General features: G+C 36.2%; 11 protein-coding genes. 5 read left to right on the top strand and 6 right to left on the bottom strand.

All coding sequences use genetic code 11. The features are described 5' to 3' along the window. Positions 1-26: 26 nt before the first annotated feature. The 3 genes from QX565_RS02790 to QX565_RS02780 are packed head-to-tail and all read left to right on the top strand — an operon-like array spanning position 27 to position 3,950. Positions 27-1,448 (top strand): glycoside hydrolase family 28 protein, encoded by a 1,422-nt coding sequence (locus QX565_RS02790; RefSeq protein ID WP_221648497.1) that lies wholly within the window; start codon positions 27-29, stop codon positions 1,446-1,448. A 39-nt stretch (positions 1,449-1,487) separates the two neighbouring features. Beyond that, entirely contained in the window at positions 1,488-2,261 is a 774-nt protein-coding gene (locus tag QX565_RS02785; protein WP_289291151.1) for a GDSL-type esterase/lipase family protein, read from the top strand. Between the two features lie 51 nt (positions 2,262-2,312). Continuing rightward, positions 2,313-3,950, top strand: a complete 1,638-nt coding sequence (locus QX565_RS02780) for an alpha-L-rhamnosidase-related protein (protein WP_289291149.1) — start codon at positions 2,313-2,315, stop codon at positions 3,948-3,950. Between the two features lie 772 nt (positions 3,951-4,722). Here the strand turns inward: QX565_RS02780 and QX565_RS02775 are convergent. The 6 genes from QX565_RS02775 to QX565_RS02750 form a co-directional block, all read right to left on the bottom strand. Then, positions 4,723-5,217 carry an RDD family protein gene (locus QX565_RS02775; protein WP_289291148.1) on the bottom strand — a complete coding sequence of 165 codons (495 nt, stop codon included), beginning with the start codon at positions 5,215-5,217 and terminating at the stop codon, positions 4,723-4,725. 88 nt (positions 5,218-5,305) lie between these two features. Then, complete coding sequence (locus tag QX565_RS02770) at positions 5,306-5,809, bottom strand: RDD family protein (RefSeq protein ID WP_221648494.1); 504 nt, start codon at positions 5,807-5,809, stop codon at positions 5,306-5,308. Positions 5,810-5,906: 97 nt separating this feature from the next. Further along, positions 5,907-6,425 (bottom strand): hypothetical protein, encoded by a 519-nt coding sequence (locus QX565_RS02765; protein WP_289291146.1) that lies wholly within the window; start codon positions 6,423-6,425, stop codon positions 5,907-5,909. A 266-nt stretch (positions 6,426-6,691) separates the two neighbouring features. Continuing rightward, positions 6,692-7,018 carry a DUF1493 family protein gene (locus QX565_RS02760; protein ID WP_255585239.1) on the bottom strand — a complete coding sequence of 109 codons (327 nt, stop codon included), beginning with the start codon at positions 7,016-7,018 and terminating at the stop codon, positions 6,692-6,694. After that, positions 7,015-9,108 carry an RHS repeat domain-containing protein gene (locus QX565_RS02755; RefSeq protein WP_221648492.1) on the bottom strand — a complete coding sequence of 698 codons (2,094 nt, stop codon included), beginning with the start codon at positions 9,106-9,108 and terminating at the stop codon, positions 7,015-7,017. The genes QX565_RS02760 and QX565_RS02755 overlap by 4 nt, the downstream gene beginning before the upstream one ends. 18 nt (positions 9,109-9,126) lie before the next feature. Continuing rightward, a complete protein-coding gene (locus QX565_RS02750) occupies positions 9,127-9,534 on the bottom strand; it encodes a hypothetical protein (RefSeq protein ID WP_221648491.1) in 408 nt (135 codons plus the stop codon). 773 nt (positions 9,535-10,307) lie between these two features. Between QX565_RS02750 and QX565_RS02745 the strand changes: the two genes are divergently transcribed. Next, positions 10,308-13,133, top strand: a complete 2,826-nt coding sequence (locus QX565_RS02745; protein WP_221648490.1) for a DUF8487 domain-containing protein — start codon at positions 10,308-10,310, stop codon at positions 13,131-13,133. Between the two features lie 34 nt (positions 13,134-13,167). Then, positions 13,168-15,507, top strand: coding sequence for a glycoside hydrolase family 20 protein (locus tag QX565_RS02740; protein WP_221648489.1), 2,340 nt, complete (start codon positions 13,168-13,170; stop codon positions 15,505-15,507). Positions 15,508-15,790: the final 283 nt, after the last annotated feature.

Raw genomic sequence — 15,790 nt, 5'->3', positions numbered from 1 at the left:
CGAATAACCATAATAAAAAGAATAACATGAAAACCAATAAAATCAGGAGATACTCCATTCTTTTTTTCTTGCTACCAGCTCTGTGTATTTCATATGCAAGTGTCCCCGCATCTCAAAAAAACACATATGATATCCGTAAATATGGGGCAAAAGGCGACGGAAAAACAATTAATACAAAAGCTATAAATGCAGCTATCGAAGATTGTTCCAGTAAAGGAGGGGGTACTGTATTAATTCCAAAAGGAAAATTTTTAAGTGGAACCATCCGTTTAAAAAGTAATATTACCCTTTACCTTGACGATGAAGCAGTATTGAAAGGAACCGATGTAGTTAGTGAATACGAGTCTTATATACCATCCAAAGACTTGAGTAAGTACGACAGCGGCGAAGGTGGTGACAATGCAAACAGCTCTAAAGACGCTAACTGGAATAAAGTATTAATATTGGCATCAGGAATAAGTAACTTCTCGATAGAAGGTAACGGAACAGTTGATGGTAGCCATGTGTATGATCCCAATGGTGAAGAGAAAATGAGAGGTCCTCATACTATTATCATAGGCGAATCGAAGAACTTTTCAATAAATAATATCACCGTTAACTGTGCTGCAAACTATGCCCTTATGGCATACGAAATACAAAATGCAGTATTCCACAACCTCGAGATGAATGAAGGTTGGGACGGTATCCATATACGGGGTGGCAAAAATATAATTATACGTAATTGTAAGTTTCAGACAGGAGATGATGCCATTGCCGGAGGATTTTGGGAGAATATGGTTATTACCGACTGTTATTTAAATACTTCCTGCAATGGAATTCGTATGATTATGCCAGCTACAGGCCTTACTATATCCAATTGTACATTTCAGGGACCCGGAAAATATCCACACCGCACATCAAAAGAGTTAAGGCGTACAAATATGCTTTCAGCTATTCTGCTACAACCCGGAGGATGGGGAAAAGCAAGCGGCAAAATAGAGGATGTACATATCCACGATATAACGATCGACAATGTAAACAATCCTTTTATGTTTATACTGAACGAAGGTAATGATGCAAACAATATCATTACTGAACGGGTAAAAGCGACCAGAATAAACAAATACGCTTCTTCTATCGAAAGCTGGAGAGGTGGAATCTTCGACAATGTGACCTTTCGCGATATATCGATAGACTATGTAGGCAGCGACAATCCGGCATTAAAAAACATTGAAATCCAACAGCCTGAAGTTGATGCACGGGCATTGCCTTGCTGGGGATGGTTTATTAATAATGTACGTAACATCACATTTGAGAATGTAAATTTAACGTATCAGGGAAATGAGATTCGTCCGGCTTTCTGGTTCGACAATGTGGCCAATCCAACATTCATAAATGTAACATATAAGGAAGAACCAAATAACAATTCTATCGTATCAATAAGGAGCGGAGCGATAACAAAGAAATAAAAATCCATACAGAGTCTATAATCTTATAACAGGGTAATAATGAAACAAAACAGCCTTGCATTTTTATTCTTAATGTTTACAGTCAATTTATTGGCTCAAACTTCTGATATAAAAATTAATATTGTTTTCATAGGAAACAGTATTACTTACGGAGCCAACCTGATAAACCCCGGATCAGAAGCTCCTCCAGTAAAGACTGTAAATAAATTGCAGATTGACGGCTACAAAGTCGGCTATGCAAATTGTGCCTGCAGTGGAAAAACAACCGTTGATTTTCTTCCTGAGTCAAAAACATTGTATCAAACGGTGATTCAGGCAGCCGATACATTATATAGAGAAGATAGAAATCTGCTTATATTCTCTATTATGCTCGGGACAAATGATAGTGCGATAAAAGGAACTAATGGCGCACCAGTCTCCCCAGAAAAATACAAGGAAAATCTGAGAGTAATCATAGATAGTCTACATAATCGTTACCCGGGAAGCTACTTCGTACTGCATCGTCCATTGTGGTATAGTCCCAATACGCATAATGCTGCAACTTATCTCAAAGAAGGCCTCAACCGTTTACAAACCTATACTCCGGTCCTCGATGCCCTGGCAAAAGAAAAAGCATATATACTGACAGGAGACCGCGATGGTTACAACCTTTTTAAAAGAAAGGCAACGAAGTATTTTGTTGCCGAGAATGGCAACTCCGGTACGTTCTATCTCCATCCAAATGCTGTAGGAGCTAAAATATTAGGAGAATTATGGGCTAAAAATATTAGTAGACATTTGAAGAAGGAGTTACCAAAGAAGATTAAACTCTAAATCAAACAGGAAAATTTATTATTCATACAAAAAATTAATACGAATATTAATATGAAAAAATTCGTTTTATTCAGTTTATTACTGTTTTTTCCCGCATCTTTTTGTCTGGCACAAAATTATTACGAAAACACTCGTAATCAATGGCTTCAAAAAGCAGAACAATATAAACCAAAACTTATAATCACAGAAAAAAGGCCTTTGAAAGTAGTTAATATCATTCCCGACAATCATTCGTTTCAGAAATGGAAAGTATTGAATGTTAATCCGATCGACTCCTTATACAACACACCTTTCAGAGAAAAGAAAGAAGTTATTATTGATTTCGGAGAACACATGACCGGAAACTTCAGCTTCTCCGTCAGGTCCACAGGACTGGCTGCCGACGGGCCTCTGAAATTTAAATTAACATTCGGAGAGGTTCCGGCAGAAGTATCCGTCCCTTTCGATCCTTATCCCGGAATATTGAGCAGGGGATGGCTTCAGGATGAAATCGTTTCGGTAATGTACGTTCCTGAAACGGTAAATATTTCACGCCGGCTTTCTTTCCGGTATGTAAAAATAGAATTATTAGGCAGTTCTCCTTACTATGATTTCAATATTTACGATATAAAATGTCTTGCCCGGACTTCAGCAAAGAACAAACCGGAAAGCCTACCTCTCTCTGTAGATCCAATGATAAGAAAAATAGATGAAGTTAGTTTAAATACACTAAAAGAATGTATGCAAACGGTTTATGAAGATGGTCCCAAAAGAGATCAACGCCTTTGGATCGGCGATTTATATCTGGAGGCGTTGGGAAATAACTATTCGTTCAAACAACATGATTTGACCAAACGGTGTCTATATCTATTAGCCGGATTAAGTGATATGAATGGATACCTATTAGCTACAATAATCGAAAATCCTGTACCACGGGCACAGGACAAACAGTTTCTTTACGAATATGCCTTACTCTATAATGCAAGCTTAAAAGACTATCTGGAAGCAACAAATGATAAAGAAACAGCCGAGGATTTATGGCCAGTGGCCAAAAGACAATTAGATATTGTCCGCACATATGTCAAATCAGATGGTTTAATGGACTTTGAAAAGCTAAATGAAGAGTGGTGGGTATTCTTCGACTGGAAAGAAGATTTATACAAGGAAGTGGCAACACAAGGCATAGCTGTATTTGCACTCAGAGAGTCTTACAAACTGGCACAATTACTCGGCAAGGAAAAAGAAGTAGCAGATATTCCGGCTTTAGCCGATAAAATGACAAAAGCTGCACGTAAAAACCTGTACGACAAAAAGGCAGGAGTGTTTGTGGGTCTTGGAGACAAACAGATTTCTTATGCCTCACAGATATGGATGATATTAAGCGGAATTGCCACAAAAGCAGAAGGTAAAAAAGCACTTGCAGCCCTGAATACCATACCTGGAGTTTGTTATCCGGGAACTCCTTATATGTATCATTTTTACATTCAATCACTAATCAATTGCGGCATGAACAATGAAGCAAAAGACGCTTTGATCAAATACTGGGGAGGAATGATAAACAAAGGTGCAGACACATTTTGGGAAGCATACGATCCGGATAATGATTTTATTTCACCTTACGATTTTTACCCTCTTAATAGCTATTGCCATGCATGGAGTTGTACTCCGGTTTATTTTATAAGAAAGTACCCGGAAATATTTCAGAAATAAGATACCGCTTTAATGAATTATTGATAATAGGCTATAAAGTACCACTTTGTGAGTAATTCTAAAGCTTTATCATTTTCCAGGAAAAAGCCATCCTCAAATATGGGAATGGCTTTTTTACTGAATTACTGAAAAAACAATCAAAAATATTCTTTTTAGCTTTCTCGTATAAACTTCCATTCATTAGGAATATTCAGTAAATAACCCTCTTTTGATAAATAGAATCTTCGTATACTCCTCTACTAAAATCAACTATTTATAAAGAATATATATCTAATAAAGATTCCATTTCCGACTTCATTTTCTATTTTCATAACATTTGATAATTGTTTCCGTTTATCATATTGATACCAATTGTTGTATTTTATAAATATTCAGTTTATTCCTCGGTGAGAAACGCCTCGTTTCTCGTAGAGTTTCGACCCAATCTCCGTAGAGAAACGAAGCGATTCTCGTAGAGGAAAAAACGACTCGTATGACATCCTGATTTACAGCAAATTAAAAATCCGCAAAAATGTTATATATTTTCAATACCCAAACAATCTGTTTATCTGTTTATTTAGTATTTATATGTATCCGAAATCACAACACACCTCAGGTCTTTTTGTATATACTCCCTGTCATAAAGTTATTGTTTGTGAATCAAACAGTAGCTCAAATGCAATAATTCAATATAATTTTCGCCCGAACGTGCACACATGAAAAACAGTGTTTTCAAATAATGGTAAGGTTTACAGTAGTATTTATTAAGAATATTATGTATAAACTACAGATACTATTCATACCAAAGATCCATACGCCCTAAGCTGGAAGCCCTAATGTATATAATAACTCCCATAAGAAGTATAATCGCGATAACTCCACTTACAGCTAAAACGATTTTTCTTAGATCTACTTCCTTTAAATTCATATTTCTCTCCGCAACCTTTGTTCCAGTGATACGATCACCTATGCGTAGTCCCGAAGAAGTAAACAGTACCAAAAAGGCTTCTAACAAATGTAGTGCATAAAAGTAATTACGTAAAACACATTTAACAGGGCTGGCTACTTTCATTGTTTTACTATCAAATACCTGAATATTAGCAATTCTTCTACCTATACTAAGACCATTATAGCAGTCCTTACATAATATTAAAACATATACTATAGATGATACAATGTAAGAAGTAATCCGAACATTACACTTTTTTAAAAATAAAATGACGATAAAACAAATTACAGACGTAATGAACAGATCAATTACGAAAGCTATGACTCTCTTTAATTTCATTTTTTAATATATCTTTTCTAAAAATCGTTATTACACCCTTTGTACATAAATGTCCCATTCATTATACAAAGGATATAATACTTAACTATTAATAATTATACAGAAGATCCAAAAGCCCTTTTTCACTGTCTTTCGTATACATAACTATAAAGACACATAAAAGTACAAATACCGTAAAGACCAAGGCTATTGCTTGAGCTATTTTTATATAATTGACTTCTTTCAAATCAGCATTCCACTCAGCTACTTTAGTCTGAGTAGCATAATCTCCCATCCTCAATCCCAAGGAATTACATAACATAACGAGTCCTTCTATTGGATATATTAAATAGAAACAATTACGTAGAATACACTTTAAAGGGCTTGCAACTTTCATTGTCTTACTATCAAACACTTGAATACCAACAATCTTTCGGCCTATACTTTGACCATTATAACAATCCTTACACACCATCAGAACATATAATAGAACCATCATAATATAGGGAATAATCCATATATGACATATTCTTAAAATAGTGATAGTAATATAAACAATAGCAGATGATGCAAATACATCAATAATAAAAGCAATAATTCTTTTTAATTTCATAATCTTAAATCTCACAAATTGGATAAGCATTCAATTTTTTATACAGAACTCACATTGTTCAAAAGTTTTAGTCAAACTAAAACACAAACTTACCTGATTAATCATAAATCATCTCTTTTCTAAACATTGATTTTATCTTTCCGACTTTATCAAACACAAATAAATATATATAACTTGTATTAAATGCTGCTATACGCATGTATTCATTTTCATTATTTTTATTTAGGTTACTTCTATATTCAAACAGTTCTGCGCATAAAATTGAATCATTTATTATCGGAGAAAAAAACAATATATTCTTTGAACATTTTACACTTTTATCGTTTAAAAATGTCAATTTAGAACAGAAATCAACATTTTGATATATTTTATATAACAACCGGATCATTACAGAGCGCTTATCTTCACCTTTTTGTTTTAGTTCCTCATAAAACACAGAAATATTTAAGTCAATAAGTGAATTCGAAATTATCAAGCTTTTCCCCTTATTTATAGAATCATTAATAATAGCATTATATCCCGCTAAATATTTAATAGAATCGGTACTATAATTTTTCTGTACAAACATATTATTTTGTAGAAAAAACAATATTATTATAATCAAAATATTTTTCATGGCAACCTGTTTCTATTTGAATTTTAAAAATTTATTAATAGGTAAAGGTACAAATCCAAAACTTAATTGGTTTTGCGCCGAAATATCGAATGGAATATAGTTATAACTCCCTACGGAAGTTGCTCCATAATCTAACCTTTGTCCATAATTTCCTCCTTGTGCATTTAGTTCAGAACGAATAATATTCATTTGTGTCACCACAGGTGGTATATCGTACTCGACCATAACAAACACATACAAAAATATCAAACATTTTACGTATAATATTAAACTAATTTTCCCTCTTTTACACCTCTTTCTAAATCACCGAGAGTTATTTTTTCCTTAACCTTTTTCTTCCGTTTTAGAATCAAATCTAATATTTCTAACAATATCCAGTCTCCTTCAGCATAGAAATATTTTTCAGAATTAAACTTAGCAATATTTACATTGAATTTTTTACTATACAAACAGATAAATTCGTAAGCATCATCTCCTTTGAGCTTTAAATCTTTTACAAGATCTGTTTCGCGAGTGTATTCACCATCCCATCGTTCTTCTTTGACAAACTGAATAATTTGTCTCCAAATATCATCTTCATTCATTGTTTTCATTCAAACCATTTATAATCATTATTTCCAAACCAAGTACTTGGTCCAAATCTCTCTCCTAAACTAAATGATGTAGTCGCAATAGTTATCCCCCATCCCAAATAAGGAACAAATCGACCAATAGCTCTACCAATAGTATTAGTACCTACTTTTTTTGCAATTTTTGTTCCAAATTTCTTTCCAAAGACATTCGTAAAACGCTGGGGTAAAGCTTTTGAAAAAGTATAAGACGCTATTGAAGAACCAGGTCTTGACCCTAATGCTCCAATAGGTTTCAGTGCTCGAATAGGCTGCCCCAAAAGAATCAAGGAAGGGCCCACTATATGTTTCCAATCACCATTTAAACCTGCTGTTTGTTGATAATAATCATAATCATTTAAGATAAAAGAGCCATATTTGTCTATTTCATTAAGCATTGCCATCTTTTGATATTCGGGAAAGTCCCATTCTTCCTGTTCGTTTTTGACCACACTCACTTCTGATAATAATACACTCCCATCACTTAATCGGCCTCCTGTTCCCTTATACTCCTCATTAATAAAAGTATACAACTGGCTTTTAGAAACACTTTCTTGTATATCATTTTCTATTCTTATCATATTAAGAAATCGTTCTATGTCATTTATGTCTTCTGTATACCATCCTGAAGAATCATGAACCCACAGTCCATTTGGATCGATATATTTTATTGGATTATTCGCACAATACGCATAAGGTGAAATCGAATAATACTTCTCACAAAGCGGATCAACACTGATAAAACTTAACCTGTAATTCGGATCATAAAACCGTCTTCCATAGTCATACCACCCCAAGCCATGCATGGTTTCCTCCTTTTTCCCCGTGTATGTATACGGCTCTTTGAAAGGGTTAACCCATTTTGTCCAACCCGTCATGGCTTTCCAAAAAGGATAATAACTGACAGCTTTCTGACTTCCTTCAGAAGGCCTGTCATCCAAGTACTCCTCACTTATATTTATCCTGGCACTTCCCTGGTGGTCCTTCATAAGATAATAATACTTATAAAAAGCAACCAAACGTCCTCTTATTGTTTGGTAAGTGGCCTGTATATACCCGTCCGGAAGTAAAATCCGATCCAGCCTCCCTTTCACATAAAGGCTGTTGTCACAATAGACAACACTGTCCGAATAAACAACATCATTATCCATATTTGAATCCAATGTATCGATCGGTGATAAAATATCATTAGTACCCGTTGCGTAAAGAGATTTCAATTTCGTACCGTCAGTGGCATATGTATAGGAAATCACCTTTCCGGCATCCTGCCTGCCATAACAAATCCGTTGGGGCAAATTTAAATAATTATAATCTATATTCTGCAGATTACGGTTATTATCTTTAACCAGGTTCCCATTCAGATCATAAGAACACTCCTCCGTCTCATGGACCTCATCCTCAAATGTACTCACATATTGATCATTATCAGCGGCTTCCACGGACATCAACCGGTTACCGTCATACCGGTATGTCAGGTCATCCAAGGAACGTACTAAATATTCGCCGGTGTATCCCAAACGCTGAAGACGGGTTATATTACCATGTTTGTCATATTCATAGCTTACGTCATATATCGGCCTACCATCATACTCTTGATAATCAACGATCTGACTTGCTATATCGTCATTTGCGGTATGCTTCGCACTCACAAGCCTGTCTAATTTATCATAAGTATATGCATAGGTATGGCGAAAATCAACGTAATCGCAATACCAGTCGGTACGTTCTATGTTTCCTCCGTTAGTAAAAGTATAAGTCTGGCTGTATAAATCATCAGTCTGTATACCCGTCAGCTGATTCCGCATATTATAGGCATATGTAGTTTTACATTTCTCAGTATACGATTTTTCTATCACCCTGCCATATTCATCATAGGAATTACGATATAATAAACGTTCCTGCCCGGATTTAAACTTATGTCTGCAATCGGTCAGACGTTTGGCCGCGTCATAACCATACGTATACACCTCCTCATAACAAAACAATGCATCAGCCGGATTACTATGATTATGCGCCTGACGTAACACATTACCGACATAATCATACTGATAATAATAACAATCATATCCGCCCATGTAATTATTCGTACGACTTTAAACAAGACGCCTCTTATTGTCATAATACAATGCGCTTATAAACAACTTGTCATCATCATCAATAACTTTCTTTAAGTGTCCTGTTTGCAGACCGTTGGAAGACAAATGCGCCGCTTCCCCATTGACATACTTCACGCCATAACCTTCTTTCGGTTTATAAGACAGGGAATCGATGCGATCTTCAAACAGGTTCAGAAAGCTGTAATCATCATAATAATAAACTTCATGTATATTTTCCGGCTTTATATTCAAACCCGTGCTGTTTGAATATCCATAACAACGGGTATTACCGGTATAGCTCTCACAGGTACCGTGATAGCGGGTAGAACCCCAAACAAAACCCGAGGAGGAGATCACTCCCCTCATGACAATTCGGTCATATTTATCATATCGGTAAAACTCCATCAACCTTTTTTTCCGTAATTCCCCGTTATCTGTAAAGATCAAATTCCCACGGACATCATAAGCCATATTAATCCCCGCGCATCCCGGAAACTTTTTATAATTACACCTATTCCTTGAATCATACTTATAAACATAAACATATGTACAATTCTATCTTTTACACACTTTAAGAGCTAAAGCATCTCCTAATTATCCATGTTATCAACGACTGAGCAACCAACAGTTCATTGACATTACTATTTCAGGTAAAAATAGAAGATAGAAAACTGCCAATCTTGAGTATTGACTTTCATAAGGATAAGCGTTCAGCCTTTTACAGTTAAAAATATATGCTTAAAAACTTTTTCAATTGGAGCGTGGTCATATAAACCAAAAGAGTGTTTATTATTTCGTTATAAAGGGAATTAGAATATTACAAACAGTTGTTACAAAGAAAGAATAACCTTGATAATGAATATAGTAAAAAAATCGTTTTGTACAAAAGTACGCTTGTTTTGAATAATAATGAACCATAGATAGTTTATATATTTCTATTTTTGCAATCATAACGAGTTTTAATTAACATATAAAACATCTCACAATCACTAAATGATATCATAGCTTCTTGTCAACGAATATAAAAACAAAACAAGAAGATTCATCTACTTTCAAACGGTGGATATTTGATGAAAATAAAGAGAATAATGTGGTGCAATCTTCAATTTATGAAACCAGCACTAATAATGATTACTAAGAATATAAAAAGTCGACACAACGATGAATTTAAAATTATTATGAAAAAACACTATTCTATTTTGAGCCTATTATTACTCTTCAGTTTACCAGGATATTCGCAAATTATAGATTTGTCGGGAACATGGCGCTTTGCCGTCGATCGAGAGGAAAAAGGTGAGACTGATCAATGGTATTTAAAAACACTGAATGATCAAGTGGAATTACCCGGTTCAATGCAAACTAACAAAAAAGGAGATCCTGTCGGTTTGAAAACTCCATGGGTAGGTAGTATTAATGACGATTCCTTTTTTAAAAAAGAACGCTATGCCCGTTATCGTACATCTGATAATTTCAAAGTTCCTTTCTGGTTACAACCCGACACATATTACACCGGGGTAGCATGGTACCAACGAGATATCACAATCCCTAAAACATGGAAAAGAAGAAGTATTCATCTTTTTTTCGAACGTTGTCATTGGGAAAGCCGTGTATGGATTGATGGAAAAGAAGCAGGTGTGCGGAATGTATTGAGTACTCCGCATGAATATGACTTGACAGAATTACTACCCCCCGGCAAACATACCATCTCTGTCCGTATAGATAATGCCGTGAGAAACATAGACCCGGGTGAAAACTCCCATTCCATTTCCGATCACACACAAGGAAATTGGAACGGAATTGTAGGTAATATGTATCTGAAAGCCAAAGGACTCTCTTATTATAAACAATTGGAGATATATCCGAATCCGGAGGAAGGCAAACTGATTATAAAAGCAAATGTCTTTAATAGTACTGGCAAATGTAAAAAAGCTGATTTCGAGTTTTATCTAGAAGGAAAAAAGACGGTGGAAAAACGGCCTATACAACCAGGAGAAAATAATCTGGAATTGTCACTACCGTTACCGAATAATATAAAAAGTTGGGATGAGTTCTCCCCGAATTTGTATGAACTAAGTAGTGTATTGCGCATAGGAAAAGAAGAACAGGACAGTAGAACCATCACTTTTGGTTGCCGTACATGGAGCATAAAAAATGGTGATTTACAGTTGAACGGGCATCCAGTTTTTATGCGGGGAACCTTACATTGTGCCGCCTTTCCACTAACCGGTTATCCCGCTACCGATAAAGAGGAATGGATGCGTGAATTACGTATATGTAAACAATATGGCATCAATCACATCCGTTTTCATTCATGGTGTCCCCCTGAAGCTGCTTTTCAGGCAGCTGATGAATTAGGACTCTACCTCATGATCGAATGTTCCTCATGGGCCAACCAATCATCGGTAATAGGTGATGGTGACCCTATCGATGAGTTCATCAAAGAGGAGGCGGAATGTATTGTGAGGAATTATGGTAACCATCCATCTTTTTGTATGATGGCTTATGGAAATGAACCTGCCGGAAAAAAAATGAATGATTATCTGACCGAATTTGTCACCTATTGGAAAACTCGTGACAATCGTCGTCTTTATACATCAGCTGCAGGATGGCCCAATTTACCGGTCAATGACTTTCTAAGTGATGCGAATCCGCGCATACAACGCTGGGGCGAAGGTATACGTAGTATTATCAATGCCCAAGAGCCCTCTACTACTTACGATTGGCAAGATTACACCAATAAGTTCACTCAGCCCATCATCAGCCATGAAATAGGACAATGGTGCGCATATCCCAATTTTAAAGAGATGAGAAAGTATACGGGTATCTACAAACCCAAAAATTACGAAATATTTAAAGAAAACCTTGCTGAAAACAGTTTATCAGAATTGGCTGACAGTTTTCTACTAGCTTCCGGTAAGTTACAAACATTGTGTTATAAAGCCGATATTGAGGCTGCGCTACGTACACCGAAATTCGGTGGTTTCCAACTATTGGGTCTAAACGACTTTCCTGGACAAGGAACGGCACTCGTAGGGGTACTTGATGTGTTTTGGGAAGAAAAGGGATATATTGATTCTGAAGGGTATAGCCGTTTCTGTAATAGCCTTGTTCCCTTGGCACGTATTCCCAAGCTGATTTTTGAGAATGACGAAACATTCACGGCACAAGTGGAAGTTGCCAATTATTACCAGAAATTGAAACGCCCAAACATATCCTGGAGCATTAAAGACAGTGACGGTCGTAATATGGCTCAAGGACGATTCTACGTTGAAAAATTAGAAATCGGTAATTGCCTGCCATTAAGTAACATTTCATTCAACTTAAACTCCATTAAAGAAGCCAGCCGGCTGAATCTGGAAGTAACCATCAATGAATATACCAACGATTGGGATTTCTGGGTATATCCGGCACAAAAGCAAATATGGGATAAAACACTCCTGCTCATTGATTCATTGGATCTTAAAACCATTGAATACCTTAAAGCCGGAGGTAAGGCACTGTTGTCGTTGAAACAAGGTTCATTGAACAAAAATTTCGGTGGTGATGTATCAGTCGGGTTCTCCAGTATATTCTGGAACACAGCTTGGACTAAAGGACAAGCTCCTCATACGTTAGGTATTTTATGTAACCCCCACCATCCGGCCCTGGCCGATTTTCCAACCGATTATTATAGTAATTATCAATGGTGGGATGCAATGAGCCATTCAGGAGCCATTCATATAGAAAAACTGTCAAAAGAAATATCTCCTATTATACGTGTTATCGACGACTGGACAACTAATCGTTCATTAGCATTACTATTTGAAGTGAAAGTAGGAGCCGGCAAATTGTTAATTTCGGGTATTGACTTTCACAAAGATATGAATAAACGCCCGGTAGCCCGTCAACTTTTATACAGCTTAAAAAAATATATGCTAAGTAGTTCTTTCAATCCGAACACAACCATACAAGCCGAAACCATCAATTTGTTGACAGGTGATCCATCCAAACCAATTGAGAAATAATAATTTTCAAATACAAACTAATAATGATTTATGTATGAAAAAAGTTAATCGTATGCTCTTTGCAAGCATTTTGGCACTGATTTGCACTTCGTGTAACAATGGAAAAGAAGTGGCCAACTATCAAGTAATTCCTTTACCACAAGAAGTTAATTTGGTATCGAACGAAAAGCCGTTCATTTTGAATACAGGGACTCTTATTACCTATCCCCAAAATAATCTTCTGTTGAAAAAGAACGCCGAATTCCTTTCCGAATACCTTCAGGAGGCCCTAGGATATACTCTTGAAGTAAAAACTGTTACTTCTGGTACAAAAGTGAATAATGCTATAGCACTTGGGCTTAATCCTAATATTGAAAACAAAGAAGGATATATACTGAATATTACCTCAGATGGTGTTAAAATTGACGGAAAAACAGAGCAAGGAGTATTCTATGGCATCCAGACTTTAAGAAAGTCTATTCCTGCTAAAACCAGAGTAACAACGGTTCTGTTACCGTCAGGTTGTATTAAAGACGAACCGCGATTCTCCTACCGAGGTATGCATCTGGATGTTTGTCGTCATTTCTTTCCTATAGAGTTTGTCAAGAAGTATATTGACTTACTGGCTTTACATAATATGAATACTTTTCACTGGCATCTGACTGATGATCAGGGCTGGCGCATTGAAATCAAAAAATATCCCAAACTAACAGAAATAGGTTCCATACGTAAGCGTACTGTGATAGGTAAAAACACAAATCAGTATGATGATACACCTTATGGAGGTTTCTATACGCAGGAACAGGCGCGGGAAATCGTAAGATATGCACAGGAACGGTATATTACAGTGATTCCAGAAGTAGACTTACCCGGTCATATGCTTGCCGCATTGGCATCTTATCCGGAATTTGGTTGTACGGGGGGACCTTATGACGTGTGTCAGCGATGGGGTATCTTTCCAGATGTACTATGTATAGGAAATGAACAGGCCATGCTATTTCTTGAAGATGTAATGACAGAAATTATAGATATATTCCCTTCTTCATATATTCATATCGGCGGAGATGAGGCGCGGCGTGTACATTGGAAAAACTGTTCTAAATGCCAAGCGCGTATTAAGACAGAAAGATTGAGAGCTGACGAAGAACATAGTGCTGAAGACCGCTTACAAAGTTATTGTATGGCCCGTATCGAGAAATTCATCAATGAACGAGGACGGCGAATTATCGGCTGGGATGAAATATTAGATGGAGATGTAGCTCCCAATGCCACGGTTATGTCATGGCGTGGAACATCAGGTGGCATCAAGGCAGCACAGATGGGGCACGATGTCATCATGACACCCAATACGCACTGTTATCTGGATTATTACCAGACTGTTGATATAAATGAAGAGCCACTTGCTATTGGAGGATATGTTCCTGTGAAAAAAGTATATAGCCTCGAACCGACAGCTTCACTTACGGAAGAACAAGCGAAACATGTCTTGGGGGTACAAGCCAATTTGTGGACAGAGTATATTGCTACTACAGATCACGTAGAGTATATGGTGCTTCCTCGTATGGCAGCATTGTCCGAAGTACAGTGGTTGTATCCCACCAAAAAAGACTACAAAGATTTTACAAAACGTTTGATACCACTTATACAGCTCTATAAAAGAGACAGTTTAAATTATGCCAAACATATATTTAACGTACAAGGAGATTTTACGTTGAATGCAGAAAAAAAGACAATCACGGCTACTCTAAATACAATTGATGAAGTACCGATTTATTATACCTTAGACGGTACGGAACCGACAATAAACTCTCAGAAATACATAGAGCCAATCATCGTCAACCATACTACGGAGATTCGTGCCGTTACTTTCAGGTCAGAAGGTAAAAGCCGGATTATGAGTCAAAAACTAGCACTTGGAAAATCAACAGGCTGTCCTATTGAATTAGAGATGATAAAACCAACGAAGAGATTCTTTTATGGAGGTGCACCAACTTTGGTGGATGGAATGAAAGGAGGTGAAAGTTGTACGTCGGGTGAATGGATCGGTTTTATTGATGGAGATGTAACAGCAATAATAGATCTTGGCAAAATGGAGGATGTAAGTCGTGTTATAACAAGCGCTTATATAGATGTGGATTCTTGGATTATGGGAAGTCTTGGATTGGTTGTTTCCGTTTCTGATGACAAGGTGGCATTTCGCGAAGTGGCAAATAAGAACTATCCATCCGAAACAAATTTAAAGAAAAAAGGTATTGAGGAATACGAAGTAGAATTTGAACCGGTAAAAGCACGATATGTAAAAATAGTTATCAAACGTACTCCCGTTCTTCCTAAAGGGCATGTTGCAGCCGGAAGGAAACCGTATATGCTTATTGATGAAATTGAAGTGAACTGATTTAACAAAAACAAACGTAACTATATACTTTATTGTACCATGCGTTGTATAGCTTGTTCGAAAGTATATAGTTGCGATTTAAAGAGGCATAAAAAGTATGTTATATGGTAACTGTTTAGATATTTATTCCATTATATTTCCTCTAATTAAAAACGTTCTTCTAAGTTTAGATGAAAAAATAAAAAAGCAGTTTATATATGACAGATAGATTAAAATTATTATAAATAATTAGAGAGTTAAAAAGACTAAAGAACAAGCATTAATAAAACAATTTATATCATTA

This window comes from Bacteroides sp. 41_26 (genome assembly GCF_949740115.1).
In the GTDB taxonomy this organism is placed as follows: Bacteria; Bacteroidota; Bacteroidia; order Bacteroidales; family Bacteroidaceae; genus Bacteroides; species Bacteroides nordii.
Note: the sequence above shows the minus strand (reverse complement) of the source record. Positions and strands in the feature narration are given on the sequence as shown.

Excerpts from the sequence above, each read along its gene's own strand:
- QX565_RS02740 (WP_221648489.1), top strand. The coding sequence starts at position 13,168 with ATGAAAAAAGTTAATCGTATGCTCTTTGCAAGCATTTTGGCACTGATT.
- QX565_RS02790 (WP_221648497.1), top strand. The coding sequence starts at position 27 with ATGAAAACCAATAAAATCAGGAGATACTCCATTCTTTTTTTCTTGCTA.
- QX565_RS02765 (WP_289291146.1), bottom strand. The coding sequence starts at position 6,425 with ATGAAAAATATTTTGATTATAATAATATTGTTTTTTCTACAAAATAAT.
- QX565_RS02760 (WP_255585239.1), bottom strand. The coding sequence starts at position 7,018 with ATGAAAACAATGAATGAAGATGATATTTGGAGACAAATTATTCAGTTT.
- QX565_RS02780 (WP_289291149.1), top strand. The coding sequence starts at position 2,313 with ATGAAAAAATTCGTTTTATTCAGTTTATTACTGTTTTTTCCCGCATCT.
- QX565_RS02775 (WP_289291148.1), bottom strand. The coding sequence starts at position 5,217 with ATGAAATTAAAGAGAGTCATAGCTTTCGTAATTGATCTGTTCATTACG.
- QX565_RS02770 (WP_221648494.1), bottom strand. The coding sequence starts at position 5,809 with ATGAAATTAAAAAGAATTATTGCTTTTATTATTGATGTATTTGCATCA.
- QX565_RS02750 (WP_221648491.1), bottom strand. The coding sequence starts at position 9,534 with ATGGAGTTTTACCGATATGATAAATATGACCGAATTGTCATGAGGGGA.
- QX565_RS02785 (WP_289291151.1), top strand. The coding sequence starts at position 1,488 with ATGAAACAAAACAGCCTTGCATTTTTATTCTTAATGTTTACAGTCAAT.
- QX565_RS02755 (WP_221648492.1), bottom strand. The coding sequence starts at position 9,108 with ATGGGCGGATATGATTGTTATTATTATCAGTATGATTATGTCGGTAAT.
- QX565_RS02745 (WP_221648490.1), top strand. The coding sequence starts at position 10,308 with ATGAAAAAACACTATTCTATTTTGAGCCTATTATTACTCTTCAGTTTA.